We start from the raw sequence: 12,697 nt of genomic DNA on the forward strand, positions 1-12,697 counted from the left end.
TTGCAATCAAAAAAGTGAACAGTAACTTGTACCATTCACTCTTTTTTATGCCTGTGTTTCTTCAACTAGGTGGCCATCATTCATAACATAGATACGGTCGACCTTATCAAGAAGGCGTGTATCATGTGTAATCATGACAACTCCTCTACCTTGTTCATGGGCAATGGCAGCCAACATCTCCGTTACTTGGTAGGCACGCTGGGTATCCAGACTAGCTGTCGGCTCATCTGCAAGAACGATGCTCGGATTGTTATAAAGCGCTCTAGCAATCGCCGCACGTTGACGTTCACCACCAGATAGAGCTTTGGGATAATGATCTTTTACTTTTTCCAAATCCAACAACTCAAAGAGTTCTTTTCGATCACTTTTACTATTTTTTCCCTTATCTAGTCTGTCAATCAAATCCAGCTGTTCCTTGACCGTTAGAAATGGAATTAAGTTTGAAGCCTGAAGAATGAAGCCAAACTCTCTAAAACGGAGGTCTGTTTTCTCCTTCTCCGTCAAACTACCTGTTTCCTTCCCCTTGACTAGAATCTTTCCACTCGATGCTTCCTGTAGTTGTCCTAGAGTTGTTAGAAAGGTCGTCTTTCCAGAACCTGAAGGTCCAACGATAGCTACGAACTCTCCCGCATTTAGCTGAAAATTCGTCTCATGCAGGGCTACGACTTTCATCTTTCCTTCCCCGTAGGTTTTTGTCACTTGATTCATTTCTATCAATGCTGTCATACTATTCTCCTTATCACTCTGCAATCGCAGTAATCGGGTCCACCTTTAGCAAGCGTGGAAGTGAAATGACACCACCTAGAAGGGCCATCAAGGAAATTACCAAACTTAGGACCGAGTAGGCTATCCAACTTGGATAGAAAAAGAAGGTAGCTGGTAAGACTGAAATCACTCCTCCGATTGCCAGCAAGGCTAAAGCAATCCCCATACCAGCTAGGAGGAAGATTTGACAGAACAGAGACCATACAATGGTTTTAATCTGTATCCCTTGGGCTCGCATTATTCCATAAAGACCTAGTTTTTGGATGGTAATGATATAAACAAAAATACCCACAATCAAGCCCGTGATAATAATCATAGCGAGAATCATTCCCGAAAATACATTCACCTGAGGCGTGTAACCAGGAATTTTCGATATCATTTTTGGAATGGAAATCTGTTTCAGTCCATCGCCAGACACTTCTATGTCATTTTTCAAAACTAAGGCAGAGATGGAACGATTGGCTTTCAAGGTTCCTTGTAAGGTCCAATAAGTTGTCAGACTCGTAAAGACAACAGGTTCGGTGAAAAATTTATTTCCTTGGGTCAGGCCTACAATCTTGTAACTTGCCTCGCTTCCATTGAGCTGAATGGCATCACCTAGCTTAATTCCATAATTTTCAAAGGACTGATCCACGATAACCTCATCATCACCTTCAGGGTAACGACCCTCCGTCAAACTAGGAGAGATAAAAGAGTCCCAGTCTTGAGCAAAAATGGAAACATTGACCTTTTCACTATCATCGACTAGATTGGTCACAGCGAACATATAGCCCAATGGAGCAGCCTCTTCAGAACTCTTATCCTTGTAGTCCTTTTCAGGAATAAAAGATGCCGTCAAATTATCATTTGCGTAGTCAGATAAAACCACACCCGTAGCTTGCCAATTATCAATAGCGGCCCGGTTGTTGCGCACAAGACCAAGAGCTAGACTGGTCATAAAAAAGACCATAAAAGCGATAAGAAAAATGGTAGTTAGAATCAAACTATATCGAAGTTTGTTTCGTAATATTTCTTTGATAGCAAGATACATGCTTATCTCCTTTAACTTTCCCCCCAGAGGTAGCAAAAAGGCCACCCAATCCAATAGACAGAATCTCTGTCCTTCCATCCATTCAAAACAACTCCTACCAATACTCTTCAAAAGTATCTAGGTAGCAACTCAACAAATTATATTAGGAAAAGCCCTTGCTTGCTATCAATTTATATAAGTTGTCCCTTCCTTACTCAGTATATTTATAGTAGAGAAGGTCGGGTCATCTGTTTTAAGTGTAATATCCATGCTATCACTTTCCCCAGTGGGTGTCAAGAAGAGTGACTTAGAAGATGATAAGAGACTTTAGTAGTTTTGTAACCATTCTGTAACAATTCTCTGCATAAAAAATGATAAAATGGTTAGGTATTGTTAAGGAGAGAATCATGCCCGCAAGAAAATTAGAAGCTTATGAGTTTGAACAAATTCCAGAATCGAAACAAACTCCGCTTTATCAAGACTATACACCAGAAGCCCCAGTCAGCCCTAACCTAAAAGAGATTTTATTTTTTGTAAATATTGCTTGTTTTTGTATTTTTATGGTGCTTTTTAGCTTTATCTTTTTAGCCTTAAAATTAAATACAGCTTTATCATTTATTGCTGCTATGGGAACAAGCTTCGCACTTTTACAACTTCAACGAAAGATGATGAAACGAAAAATTTCAAAATAAAGGTTGGTACCACTACCAACCTCTTTTCTAGTTATCAAAAAAGACAGTTTTAAAACTGTCTTTTTTATTTATTCTTACGTTTTGAAGGAGATTGAATAGCGATCTTAACTTCAAAAATTGTTCCTCTAGGTTTGTTATCTTTTACGCTAATCGTTCCTCGTAAGGCATCTACGATCTGCTTGGCCAAAGATAGTCCTAGACCAAAACCACCTTTCTGACGGGTTCTCGCCTTGTCTACACGATAAAAGCGGTCAAAGATTTTCTTCTTATCGGCAGCTGAGATCCCAATTCCATTATCTGTTACTGTAAGATAGAGATGGCGATCTGTGGCATGAACTACAAACTCAATCTTGCCATCCTCTTCGGTATACTTGATGGCATTATCAAACAAGATGGTCATGAGCTGTTTTAGGAGCAACTGATCGGTCATGAATGGGCGATAAACTCGATTTTCATAGTCAAAAACACGATCATTTTCAGAAGCAATCAACTCATAGTTGGCAAAGGTTGTTTTAAAGAATTGTGGAGAAACTTCTGCTATTTCTGGTTTGATCCCATCGTCTCGACGTGCTAGATTGAGAAGGTTGGTCGTGAGGAAACGCATGTTGCGAACTTCTTCAAGGCTAGAAGCAATACTTTCGCTGGATTCCATAATCGTCGCTTCTGGTTTTCGAAAGAGAGTCTCTAAACGATTTTGTAAAACAGCCAAGGGCGTTCTCAGTTCGTGACTCGCATTTTCAACAAAGGACTTCTGCTTTTGCATGCTTTCCAATAGGGGTTTGACACTGACACGTGCCAGGTAAACACTGGCAATTAAAGACAGGAGCCAGAAACTAGCCATCACTACAACAATTAAATGCTCGTGATTTTGGCTGATTTGCTCAAGCTGGCTGGTATTGATTAGAACCGCCGCATATTTGACATTACTTGATACGGTGGAAGAGTTGGTTTCCATCAAGACCATTCGATAGGTTTCTTCCTGACCATAGCTGTTGACAACTTGAATTTGCCGAATATGATTCAACTCTTTCTTGTCCAGCTTGATTTTGTCCAAGCCTAAAAAGCGATTGCCCAGTAAGAGTTGGTTAAAATCCTTGTCAAAAAGCAAAACTTCTGTATTGGAGCTAACATTGGGCTTGATTTCAGCCTTGCTGGCATCCGCTGTTGCTGGTTGAATATCCTTGACTTCCTCAGTTGCCCGATTAAGGGCTAACTGGATAACCGCTTGGGGACTACTACTAAGAGCTTGTAGTTTTTCATCTACAGAAGTGTAGAGACTCGAGTGCATGACCTGGAGGATAATCAAGGTCATAGCAGAGAAGATTAGGGTGAACACTCCAAAGTTTCGAATGAAATAGCTGAAATCATCCGCATACCATGTTTTTTTTAGTTTATTGAACATCTTTTAAAATATACCCGACACTACGCAAGGTTTGAAGATTTTCAGCAAAGGCTGTTCCCTTCAGTTTCTTACGAACTTTTGAAACATAGACTTCTACAACGGAAATAGTCGTATCACTATCAAATCCCCATAGACGGTCAAAAATCTGTGTCTTGGGAAGAATAACATTTTGATTTTGAAGGAAGTAAACCAATAACTCAAACTCTTTTCCGAGTAGTTCCACAGGAGTATCTTCCACCTTCACTTCATTCGTTGAAAGGTTGACGACAATATCCCCATAGGTCAAGGTGTTTTCGTTAAACTTACCTGAACGTTTGAGAAGGGCTTGGATCCGCATTTTGAGTTCTTCTAGATAAAAAGGTTTGGTGAGGTAGTCATCCGCTCCCAACTCAAAACCATGTCCCTTGTCATCCAAACTTTCCTTAGCAGTCATGATAAGGACTGGTGTCGTAATTCCTTTTTCGCGCAACTCTTTCAAAACTTGGAATCCATTTTTTTCAGGCAACATCAGGTCAAGCAAAATCAAGTCATAGACGCCACTTTCAGCTTCGTAGAGACCTTCTTCTCCATCAAAGACCTGCATGACATCTGCAAAATCATCTAAAAAGTCAAATACTGAGTTTGACAGACCCAGGTCATCTTCTACTAATAAGATTTTTATCATCAGAAACTCCTCCTTGTTATGATTATTATACCAAAATTGCCTTAAAAAAAACTCAACTCTCTCTCGTTTTCAGAAAGAAAGTTGAGTTTTTTATTTACATTTCGAATGAATTAAGCTTTGCCATATTGGGCTACAACAGCTTCGACTGCTGCTTTTTCACGATTAATCAATTCTACGCGGGCTGCAATATCCTTGATTCCCATACCGATATTACGACTGAGAGCGAGGTCAGAGAGTTGCGGCTCAAAGAAGGCCTTGTATTCTGCCAAGCGCTCTTCTGTTTTAAAGATATGCGATGGGAAGATGACAAAGCTATCAAAACTCATGTCGCCACCAAGAGCTGCCTTGATCCAATCCCAGTTTTCACGCGCCCATACCCAAACAGTTTCTTGAGTTGCTTGGTGTCCGAGGAATTGGAGGTACCATGAAGAAAGGTCTTGTGGTTTCACGACAAATTTATCTTTCCAAGTTGCAAGTAAAGTTTGGATGTTGTCAGCACCCTTGCTGTGAGCGAGAGCTGCTGCCAACTGACGTTGGAAGACCGCATCCGTCGCATGAGTGTAGAGGTCAAGATAAGTTGCGACCAAATCCTTGGTCTCATGGTGTTTCATTTCATTGATGAGAACTTGAGCACGAATTGCTGCTGGAAGTCCTGCAAGATTATCCTTGTGAGCTGCAAAGATTTGACTAGCGACTTGACTAGCTTCTGCATCATTGGAGCGAATCATCATGGAAATGGTCAACTGACGAACCAATTCGTCTTCATCTGATTCACCATCTTTAGCTTCAAAACCAAGACGGTCATAGTTGTGACGAGCCAATTTAGCAACGAGTGTATTAAAGGCTTTCTCAGTTTCCGTTCCTTCATCGATAAAACGCTCAAGGGCAGAAATCACTTGAGAAATAGCTGAAACCACTAGATAAGACTCTTCCTTAGCAAGTTTATCAAGGACTGGAAGCAAGTCTGCATAAGAAATGTGCCCTGCTTCAGCCAACAAACGACGTTCTTGAACGATTTGCAGTTTGCTTGTGTTATCAAGTGTCTCTAACTCAGCAAGAACAGCTTCTAACAAGTCTCCTTGATAGTCGGTAATATAGTGGGCTGTATTTTCCGTGTTGAGACGAAGGGCGCCCTTGTTTTCAGCAAGAAGAGCTGCGTAGCCAGGGATTTCGATACTTTCAGTTTCGAGTGTATCTGGCAAGCCTTTCCAGTTGCTGTTGAGTGGCACAACCCAGAGACGGTTCTTGTCTTCGTGCTCACCGATAAAGAATTGTTTTTGTGAAATCTTCAAGACATCATTTTCAACTTTGACAGTGAGAACTGGGTAACCAGGTTGCTCCAACCAAGAATCCATGAAGGCTGCAACATCACGGCCTGACGCTTGACCAAGAGCATTCCAAAGGTCACGACCAATGGTATTTCCGTATTGGTGTTTTTCAAAGTAAGCATGCAAACCTTTGGCAAAATCAGCATCGCCGAGCCAACGACGAAGCATGTGCATGAGGCGGCTTCCTTTGGCATAGACGATAGCTCCGTCAAAGAGGGTATTGATTTCGTCTGGGTGTTTAACTTCGACGTGGACAGACTGAACGCCATCCGTCGCATCACGTTTAAGTGCTCCCGGCACACCACCTGTTTGGAAGTCTTCAAAGATATTCCAAGTTGGCTCGATGGCATCGACACAGACGTATTCCATCATGTTAGCGAAGCTTTCATTAAGCCAGAGGTCATCCCACCATTTCATAGTCACGAGGTTTCCAAACCATTGGTGGGCCAACTCATGTGCTACAACTAGGGCAACTTGTTGACGGCTAGCAAAAGTTGAGTTCTCATCCACAACCAAGTAAACTTCACGGTAAGTAACAAGACCCCAGTTTTCCATAGCACCAGCTGAGAAGTCAGGAAGGGCGATGTGAAGTGATTGAGGGATTGGATACTTAACTCCATAGTAATCTTCGTAAAACTCGATCGAGCGAACGGCGATGTCTAGTGAGAAATCGAGGTTAGATAGTGGGTGGGCTTTCGTTGAGTAGACACCGACGAGGGTACCGTTTTTAGTTTTCGCTGTTACCCCTTGCAAATCACCTGCTACAAAGGCCAACAAGTAAGAAGACATGCGAGGTGTTGTCTCGAACTTCCAGATGCCTGTTTCCTTGCGGTTTTCTACATCAATCTCAGGCATGTTTGACAAGGCAACTTCACCTTCTGCTTGGTCAAAACGAAGAGAGAGATCAAAGGTTGCTTTGGCTTCAGGTTCGTCCACACATGGGAAGGCTTCGCGCGCAAAATGGCTCTCGAACTGAGTAGACAAGACTTCCTTCTTGACTCCATCAACAGTGTAGTAAGAAGGGTAAATCCCTGTCATGTTATCTGTGATTTTTCCTGAAAAGGCAAGAACTAATTCAACTTGACCAGCCTCAGCCAATTCGATATGAAGAGCTTCATTGTCATGGTCAACTGTAAACGGACGAGCTTGACCCGCGACTTCTACTGAGGCGATTTCCAAATCCTTTTGGTGAAGGGAAATACGGTCACTCTGTGCTTGACCAGTAATGGTCACCTTACCAGAAAACGTTTTGGTCTCACGACTCAAGTCTAAAAATAAATCATAATGTTCAGGAACAAATTGCTTAATAAAATGTTCAACTGCTTGCATAGTTTTCTCCTATTCTAAGTTTAAGAGCTGCTACTCTTCTTCAAACAAACTTATTATATCATGTTTTGCTTGAGAAAAAAGGATTGGACGGTGATTTCCAAAACTTTCTTCCTTCCATCTGTCTACAGAGGGTAAACCTTGCGAAATTCTTCCAAAACAACTTTGCTGTCAGGTGTAAAAGCCAGCCCAACCTCTCTCAGCCACTCGGCGAAACAGTCTTCATGAACCTGACGCCAATAGGCTAGGGATTTATCACCTTCCCCTTCCTTAAAAGCATGTTCAGCAGAAACTTGATTGAAAGGCTGAACGGAAACCTTTGTAATTTCGACAATGCAGACAGCCCGATCTTGGCCATCTAAAATGACGTCAAATGTTCCTTCTCGTGGAAGTGGTTCGTTATCAACTGCATAAAGATCATAGGCTGAGGCGGTTGCTGTCTTTTCGCCTCTTAGAACTAGGTCTGCCAAGAGATCGGCTTCCACTCCAAAAGCCCAGGCATCTATCTCATCGCCGATAGAGGAGTTGATTTGCTTGTATGCTTTCCACATTTCTTGCGGTGTCATGGGTTGCTCCTTTGTAATTTTTTACTTACTTCTTTTATACGTTTGAGATGGTCTGGATGATCAATCTCTAAATTAAAAATCTCTGGAATAGAACTGTAGTGGATAATACATTTGATACCCATCTGATTCATTTTTTCTATGAAAGAGGCATTCAGATAGCCTGTTACAGCAAAGTCAATCTTTTTTATCCTTGCTTTATCCTGCATCTGTCTTAGCATATCTAACATTATTGGACTTTCCATATCATGCCATTGACTGTTTCTCACAGTCGCAAAAACAAAAGAAGTCAAATCATTCATTCCAACTACAATCTTTGAAATGCCTGTTTCCAATATCCTATCCAAGTCAAAATAAGCTGACGGTAATTCAATCATTGTGGCAATTTTCCCAGTAAAACCATGCTCACGCAATACTCTAATAGCTTGTTTTAATTGGTCGGCATCATTGACAAAAGGAAAGATAACAGACAGATTGGGATTGGTTTGATAAACTTCTGTAACGACATTTGCCTCAGCCTGAAATTCATCTGGACACGCCAGTAAACGCCTAGTTCCTCTGTATCCAAACAAGGGATGATTTTCATCAAAATACTCTTTAGTCCCCTCGAGACAATTAGCTTCTTCATTGGTCAATTCTGAAAAACGATACCAAACTTCCTCATCAGAGTACAAGGAACTGATGTTTAATAGATAATCTTTCACAAATTGCTGACAACTTGGTAACAGTATGTTTTGAATGAGCTCTCTCAACAAGTATTCACCACGAATCATGCCAATATGGTGGAATATTTTAGGATGAACCTTTTCAACAATTTTTTCGCCACTAAGGGCTAGTTGGTTATTCATTTCTTCCCCTCTTTCCATCATTCAAATTTAGCTACACGTCCTCATACCCTAAATGGAAAAAGTACATACATCCCCTGCTCCTTGATAAAGCTTTGTAATCTTTCGATTTGTTCTTCTATTTTAGACTGGATATCCGCCTCGTCCAGAGTTGATTCCGCACTAAACAACTGAAGTTTTAACAAGTCTGCTAAGTAAAGTAAGCACCATTCCATCTCAGATGTAAGGGTCGAAGCTTGCTCGATTTTTGCAAGCTTTTGTTCCAAGGTATCACCATTCAAAAATCTCTGATGTACTCTCCTTCTTATTTTTCTAGTTGTTTCCTCCCCAGAATCCAATGGACTTAAAAGGAGATTTTGATAGATGAACACCTGATTTTCCGTCTGCTTTTCCATATAGGCCAACAAGACTATTGAACTCTCAACAAAGGTCCAACTATTATAATCTCCTTCAAAGGGAATTTGTAGCAAAATATCTAACAACTTTTTAGCTAGTTCTTTTTGACCATCTAGATAGAGTAAATAAGCAAGGTGATTAAGAGACTCAAGATAGGAACAGTTGGTCTTCATGTGCTTTTTTAAAATCTTTTCTACATAGGGTTTTAAATCTGGATGATTTTCCACTAGCTCAAATACTTCTGTCAGCTTCATTTTAACTCCTTACTGTATTTGCCTATACTTACTGTATTCGCCTATACTTAATGGAACTATGTAAATCCAGCTTAGTTACCAGGCAAAAGGCATAAACGTATCATTCCGATTATAGTAATTCAATGCATCGACCAAGTCTTGGAGACTTGCGTCTGGCTTTTCTTCCAAGGCTACAATCAAAACATCAATCAACTGTTCACCATAATATACCAGATTAAGATTTCTCTCTACTACTTCCACAGGGTAGACATCTTTATCATCAACTAAATCTGGATAATCAGAAATCAGATAAAGACTATCAAGTGTTAAGTCACCCTCATCCCGTCCGTAAAGACAAAAATCATCTGAAGCTAGCTGTTCCATGCGAACTTGCTCTAAAATATCTGCTAGTGAAAAGAATTGGTGTTTACGCATGATTGCTCCTTTTATTTCTACTCACCTTCCACAAAACTAGTCAGAAAAGCCTCAAATGAAAACCATTGACCAAAAATTTCGGCTCTTTCTTCTAAAACATAGTAATAAACCTTGCCAAAATCTTCTTCCCTTAGAGACAGAGCATAGTTTCCAGACCCAGGATCATAGGCAAAATGAAGGAGGTCTTTAGCCTGAAATCCAGCAGGAACAACCTCATCGTCAAACCAGTTGAGGGCCTTCTCCATCTCCTCTAATGAATAAAAAGCATTGAAAGGAAAGAGATGTTTGTCATCATGAACACCAGACACACAAGATTGACCACCATTGTACTTGAGATAAAAGTTTAACATGGCTTCCGGCAATTTCTTTCCAAGGTTCTCCTCAAATTGTAAAAGGTCTTCTCTTGTAATTGGCTCATTCGCATCTGTTGCTCTCAGCATAATTATCCCTCCGGTTTTTACAATCTTTCTTCTAAGACCTTGTCAATAAAGTCATAGACAGTTGCAGCAACTTTTTGCATTTCTAAAGAGCCCAAAGCACCCAAATCATTTTCATAAATGCAATCATCAGCATTTTTCTTGATAAAGTAGGCCAAATCTCCCTCTTGACCAATCATAAAGAAGTCTGGTTCATCTACTTCTATCTGATAGGTCTCATTACGCTCTAAGAGATCCTCCTTAGCATATAAACAGATACCTGAGTCACCAATCTCATAAGGATCCACTTCGTCCCATTCCAATAAAAACTGATGGTAGAAACTTGGAAACTCAAATCCAAATATATCTTGTTCCATCTTTAACCTCCAATAGTGAACAATGCAAACTGTACCAAAGCATCACTTCAAACTCCAGCCACCATCCACTGTCAGGATTTGTCCTTGCATGGCAGATGCCTGACCGCTAGCCAAAAAAAGGCTAACTTGAGCAATCTCACTTGGTTCAATCCAACGCTTGATAGGCGTTTCACTAGCTACCCAGTCCGCCAATCCACCTAGTTCAAAGTCTGCAGCAGTCATACCTGTCTTGACTGCTCCGGGAGCAATCCCAAAGACCTGAATCCCAGCTTCAGCATAGTCTAGAGCCAACTGCTTGGTAAAGCCTGCCAAGGCATGCTTAGAGGAAGTATAGGCGTGACCACCTCCACCAGCTAGACTTGAGGCAATCGAACACATATTGATAATAATTCCTTTTTTATTCTCCAGCATTTGTGTCAAATAATAACGAGTCAGCTCAATTGGAGTCACGTAGTTGATTTCAAAGATTTCTTGAATTTCCTGCGCTGTCTGTTCCAAAAGTGGTTTGTAAGCATCCAAAACTCCAGCAGTATTGCACAAAACATCCACCTGAGGACACCAGTCAAAAACAGGTTTCAAGTCTAATGTCAAATCCCTCTGTAAAAAGTGAAAATCACCCTGCAATTGGGGATTTTCAACTTGGTCAACTCCATAAACTTGATAGCCCTTCTCTAAAAAGAGGCGAGCTTGAGCAAGTCCGATCCCTGAACTCACTCCCGTGATCAATACACGTCTAGTCATGCACTTCTACCCAGTCCGTCGCCAAAACATCACAAGGTGTCGGGCTCCACATTGAAAAACCTTCCCCTTCTCCAGATACGTTGATTAGGAAATAAGGCGTCACTTCAAGTGCAACCCCATTTTGCTCGATGGTATCAAAAAGCTGTACATAGTTTTCAGCCCCTCCCCAACCAGTTCGTACATATTTTTTCTTAGCTTTTAATCCAGGCAGGATTTCTTCAAATGTCATGACTGTCTCCTTTAATTCTACATTCTTCATTTAATTATAACAAAAAACCGCTTTCCAACGGCTTTTTGACTGTGTATCTACCAAATTTCTCCCTACCACTGCAATCCAGCTTCTCTAATTTCTTTCTTGGAAGCAAATTTACCATTTGGTCTGTGCCATCTTCCGTTTCTATCTCTAAAGTAGCCACCTGAATTTATTGATGGCGAGTTTGATTCCTGGCTTTCTTCCTTTTCTTGTGCGGCTTGGCGAGCTTTTCCCTCTTCTTCTTTTGCTTTCTTTTCAGCGGCTTCTTTTTCTTCAGCCTCTTTCTTGGCTTTTTCCTCAGCTTCCTTCTTAGCCTTTTCTTCAGCTTCTTTTTTAGCTTTTTCTTCTTTGTTTTCGACTGTATTTTTAGCCGTACCATCCAAGTAATTGATTTCCGCATTAGCTGAAACATTGTCTAAAACGACATGCGTCACTGAATACTGATCAACCTTTTCTTTACTACCACCCAACTTGATTTCCAAGAGTTTACCATTTTCATCTATTCCCACATACTGCAATTCAATCTGTCTCGGAATCAACTCATCTTTTTGATAGATTGGGGTCACCTTATAATCCAGATAGTAGTTTGGGTGATTGGCCAACCAAGAGTCCGATCGATTTTCGTAATAAAGCATACTTTCTTGATTAGTATTATCTGTACCATAATAAGTTCCAGCATTTAGCCAGTTAGTCATCGGAACCAAGTTTTTCTTTTCATCGTTTAATCCACTAAACTGGTACCCAATCAAATGACCACGATTCATCAACCAAGCCTTTTTAGAGCCATCTCCATAATAAAAATTATAATTGTGCCAACCAACTGGGTTATAACTTATCTTAGGCTCTCTCTTTTCAGTTGGCTCATCGCTGTCCTTAAGTTGAATATGAGCACCCGTTGCGCGTGATTTAAAATCCATTTCCCCAAGTTCTAGTTGCTTCTCATTTTTAAAAGGCAAGAGTCCGGCTTCTTTAAACAACTTCTCATCAAACTTGGTTTGCTTTTGTTCAATTTTTTCTTCTGGGACCTTTGATTCTGCCTTATGTCCAGAACATGCAACTAGTGTTGTGATCGAAAGCAAGGCAATTGAGAAGGATAGTAGCTTTTTCATAAAAGTCTCCTTTGTTTTTATATAGTAATTAGATTAACATCTCCTCTTACATTTTACTATCATTTTGTTAATTGTTCAAGAATAAAGAGACTGTTATTATACTATTTTCACTTCAATGCCCAAAACAAAACGATAACCACTTT

General features: G+C 40.5%; 15 protein-coding genes. 1 reads left to right on the forward strand and 14 read right to left on the reverse strand.

The window, feature by feature from the left end:
• Nucleotides 1-45: 45 nt before the first annotated feature.
• Both GOM47_RS05995 and GOM47_RS06000 read right to left on the reverse strand, forming a co-directional pair.
• Nucleotides 46-726: an ABC transporter ATP-binding protein gene (locus tag GOM47_RS05995; RefSeq protein ID WP_235080175.1), complete on the reverse strand. Its 681-nt coding sequence runs from the start codon at nucleotides 724-726 to the stop codon at nucleotides 46-48.
• Nucleotides 727-739: 13 nt separating this feature from the next.
• Nucleotides 740-1,795: an ABC transporter permease gene (locus GOM47_RS06000; RefSeq protein WP_235080176.1), complete on the reverse strand. Its 1,056-nt coding sequence runs from the start codon at nucleotides 1,793-1,795 to the stop codon at nucleotides 740-742.
• 386 nt (nucleotides 1,796-2,181) lie between these two features.
• Here GOM47_RS06000 and GOM47_RS06005 point away from each other — a divergent pair, with 386 nt between their 5' ends.
• Nucleotides 2,182-2,466, forward strand: a complete 285-nt coding sequence (locus GOM47_RS06005) for a DUF3270 domain-containing protein (protein ID WP_235080177.1) — start codon at nucleotides 2,182-2,184, stop codon at nucleotides 2,464-2,466.
• Nucleotides 2,467-2,530: 64 nt separating this feature from the next.
• Here GOM47_RS06005 and GOM47_RS06010 read toward each other — a convergent pair whose 3' ends face one another.
• From GOM47_RS06010 to GOM47_RS06065, 12 genes are all read right to left on the reverse strand, one after another.
• Nucleotides 2,531-3,868, reverse strand: a complete 1,338-nt coding sequence (locus GOM47_RS06010) for a sensor histidine kinase (protein WP_235080178.1) — start codon at nucleotides 3,866-3,868, stop codon at nucleotides 2,531-2,533.
• Nucleotides 3,858-4,532, reverse strand: coding sequence for a two-component system response regulator CiaR (gene ciaR / locus GOM47_RS06015; RefSeq protein ID WP_000590630.1), 675 nt, complete (start codon nucleotides 4,530-4,532; stop codon nucleotides 3,858-3,860). The genes GOM47_RS06010 and ciaR overlap by 11 nt, the downstream gene beginning before the upstream one ends.
• A 110-nt stretch (nucleotides 4,533-4,642) precedes the next feature.
• Nucleotides 4,643-7,189, reverse strand: coding sequence for a M1 family metallopeptidase (locus tag GOM47_RS06020; RefSeq protein ID WP_235080179.1), 2,547 nt, complete (start codon nucleotides 7,187-7,189; stop codon nucleotides 4,643-4,645).
• Nucleotides 7,190-7,311: 122 nt separating this feature from the next.
• Nucleotides 7,312-7,752, reverse strand: a complete 441-nt coding sequence (locus tag GOM47_RS06025) for an ASCH domain-containing protein (RefSeq protein ID WP_235080180.1) — start codon at nucleotides 7,750-7,752, stop codon at nucleotides 7,312-7,314.
• The gene (locus GOM47_RS06030) at nucleotides 7,749-8,597 is read right to left on the reverse strand and encodes a putative PEP-binding protein (RefSeq protein WP_235080181.1); all 849 of its coding nucleotides are present in this window, start codon (nucleotides 8,595-8,597) and stop codon (nucleotides 7,749-7,751) included. The genes GOM47_RS06025 and GOM47_RS06030 overlap by 4 nt, the downstream gene beginning before the upstream one ends.
• 41 nt (nucleotides 8,598-8,638) lie before the next feature.
• A complete protein-coding gene (locus GOM47_RS06035) occupies nucleotides 8,639-9,244 on the reverse strand; it encodes a DUF6707 family protein (RefSeq protein ID WP_235080182.1) in 606 nt (201 codons plus the stop codon).
• 75 nt (nucleotides 9,245-9,319) lie between these two features.
• Complete coding sequence (locus tag GOM47_RS06040; protein ID WP_235080183.1) at nucleotides 9,320-9,658, reverse strand: hypothetical protein; 339 nt, start codon at nucleotides 9,656-9,658, stop codon at nucleotides 9,320-9,322.
• A 17-nt stretch (nucleotides 9,659-9,675) separates the two neighbouring features.
• Entirely contained in the window at nucleotides 9,676-10,098 is a 423-nt protein-coding gene (locus GOM47_RS06045; protein ID WP_235080184.1) for an SMI1/KNR4 family protein, read from the reverse strand.
• A gap of 17 nt (nucleotides 10,099-10,115) precedes the next feature.
• Nucleotides 10,116-10,451 (reverse strand): hypothetical protein, encoded by a 336-nt coding sequence (locus tag GOM47_RS06050; RefSeq protein ID WP_000434269.1) that lies wholly within the window; start codon nucleotides 10,449-10,451, stop codon nucleotides 10,116-10,118.
• Between the two features lie 42 nt (nucleotides 10,452-10,493).
• A complete protein-coding gene (locus tag GOM47_RS06055) occupies nucleotides 10,494-11,192 on the reverse strand; it encodes a 3-oxoacyl-ACP reductase (RefSeq protein WP_235080185.1) in 699 nt (232 codons plus the stop codon).
• Nucleotides 11,185-11,421 carry a DUF2829 domain-containing protein gene (locus tag GOM47_RS06060; protein ID WP_000141913.1) on the reverse strand — a complete coding sequence of 79 codons (237 nt, stop codon included), beginning with the start codon at nucleotides 11,419-11,421 and terminating at the stop codon, nucleotides 11,185-11,187. The genes GOM47_RS06055 and GOM47_RS06060 overlap by 8 nt, the downstream gene beginning before the upstream one ends.
• Before the next feature lie 92 nt (nucleotides 11,422-11,513).
• Complete coding sequence (locus GOM47_RS06065; RefSeq protein WP_235080187.1) at nucleotides 11,514-12,554, reverse strand: DNA/RNA non-specific endonuclease; 1,041 nt, start codon at nucleotides 12,552-12,554, stop codon at nucleotides 11,514-11,516.
• Between the last annotated feature and the right edge of the window lie 143 nt (nucleotides 12,555-12,697).

Origin of the sequence: Streptococcus oralis (assembly GCF_021497945.1) — a bacterium.
GTDB classification, from domain to species: domain Bacteria; phylum Bacillota; class Bacilli; order Lactobacillales; family Streptococcaceae; genus Streptococcus; species Streptococcus oralis_BR.

What these genes read in the sequence shown, in the direction of transcription:
- GOM47_RS06060 (WP_000141913.1), bottom strand. Translation starts at nt 11,421, where the DNA reads ATGACATTTGAAGAAATCCTGCCTGGATTAAAAGCTAAGAAAAAATAT.
- GOM47_RS06005 (WP_235080177.1), top strand. Translation starts at nt 2,182, where the DNA reads ATGCCCGCAAGAAAATTAGAAGCTTATGAGTTTGAACAAATTCCAGAA.
- GOM47_RS05995 (WP_235080175.1), bottom strand. Translation starts at nt 726, where the DNA reads ATGACAGCATTGATAGAAATGAATCAAGTGACAAAAACCTACGGGGAA.
- GOM47_RS06030 (WP_235080181.1), bottom strand. Translation starts at nt 8,597, where the DNA reads ATGAATAACCAACTAGCCCTTAGTGGCGAAAAAATTGTTGAAAAGGTT.
- GOM47_RS06000 (WP_235080176.1), bottom strand. Translation starts at nt 1,795, where the DNA reads ATGTATCTTGCTATCAAAGAAATATTACGAAACAAACTTCGATATAGT.
- GOM47_RS06055 (WP_235080185.1), bottom strand. Translation starts at nt 11,192, where the DNA reads ATGACTAGACGTGTATTGATCACGGGAGTGAGTTCAGGGATCGGACTT.
- GOM47_RS06045 (WP_235080184.1), bottom strand. Translation starts at nt 10,098, where the DNA reads ATGCTGAGAGCAACAGATGCGAATGAGCCAATTACAAGAGAAGACCTT.
- ciaR (WP_000590630.1), bottom strand. Translation starts at nt 4,532, where the DNA reads ATGATAAAAATCTTATTAGTAGAAGATGACCTGGGTCTGTCAAACTCA.
- GOM47_RS06010 (WP_235080178.1), bottom strand. Translation starts at nt 3,868, where the DNA reads ATGTTCAATAAACTAAAAAAAACATGGTATGCGGATGATTTCAGCTAT.
- GOM47_RS06025 (WP_235080180.1), bottom strand. Translation starts at nt 7,752, where the DNA reads ATGACACCGCAAGAAATGTGGAAAGCATACAAGCAAATCAACTCCTCT.
- GOM47_RS06065 (WP_235080187.1), bottom strand. Translation starts at nt 12,554, where the DNA reads ATGAAAAAGCTACTATCCTTCTCAATTGCCTTGCTTTCGATCACAACA.
- GOM47_RS06040 (WP_235080183.1), bottom strand. Translation starts at nt 9,658, where the DNA reads ATGCGTAAACACCAATTCTTTTCACTAGCAGATATTTTAGAGCAAGTT.
- GOM47_RS06020 (WP_235080179.1), bottom strand. Translation starts at nt 7,189, where the DNA reads ATGCAAGCAGTTGAACATTTTATTAAGCAATTTGTTCCTGAACATTAT.
- GOM47_RS06050 (WP_000434269.1), bottom strand. Translation starts at nt 10,451, where the DNA reads ATGGAACAAGATATATTTGGATTTGAGTTTCCAAGTTTCTACCATCAG.
- GOM47_RS06035 (WP_235080182.1), bottom strand. Translation starts at nt 9,244, where the DNA reads ATGAAGCTGACAGAAGTATTTGAGCTAGTGGAAAATCATCCAGATTTA.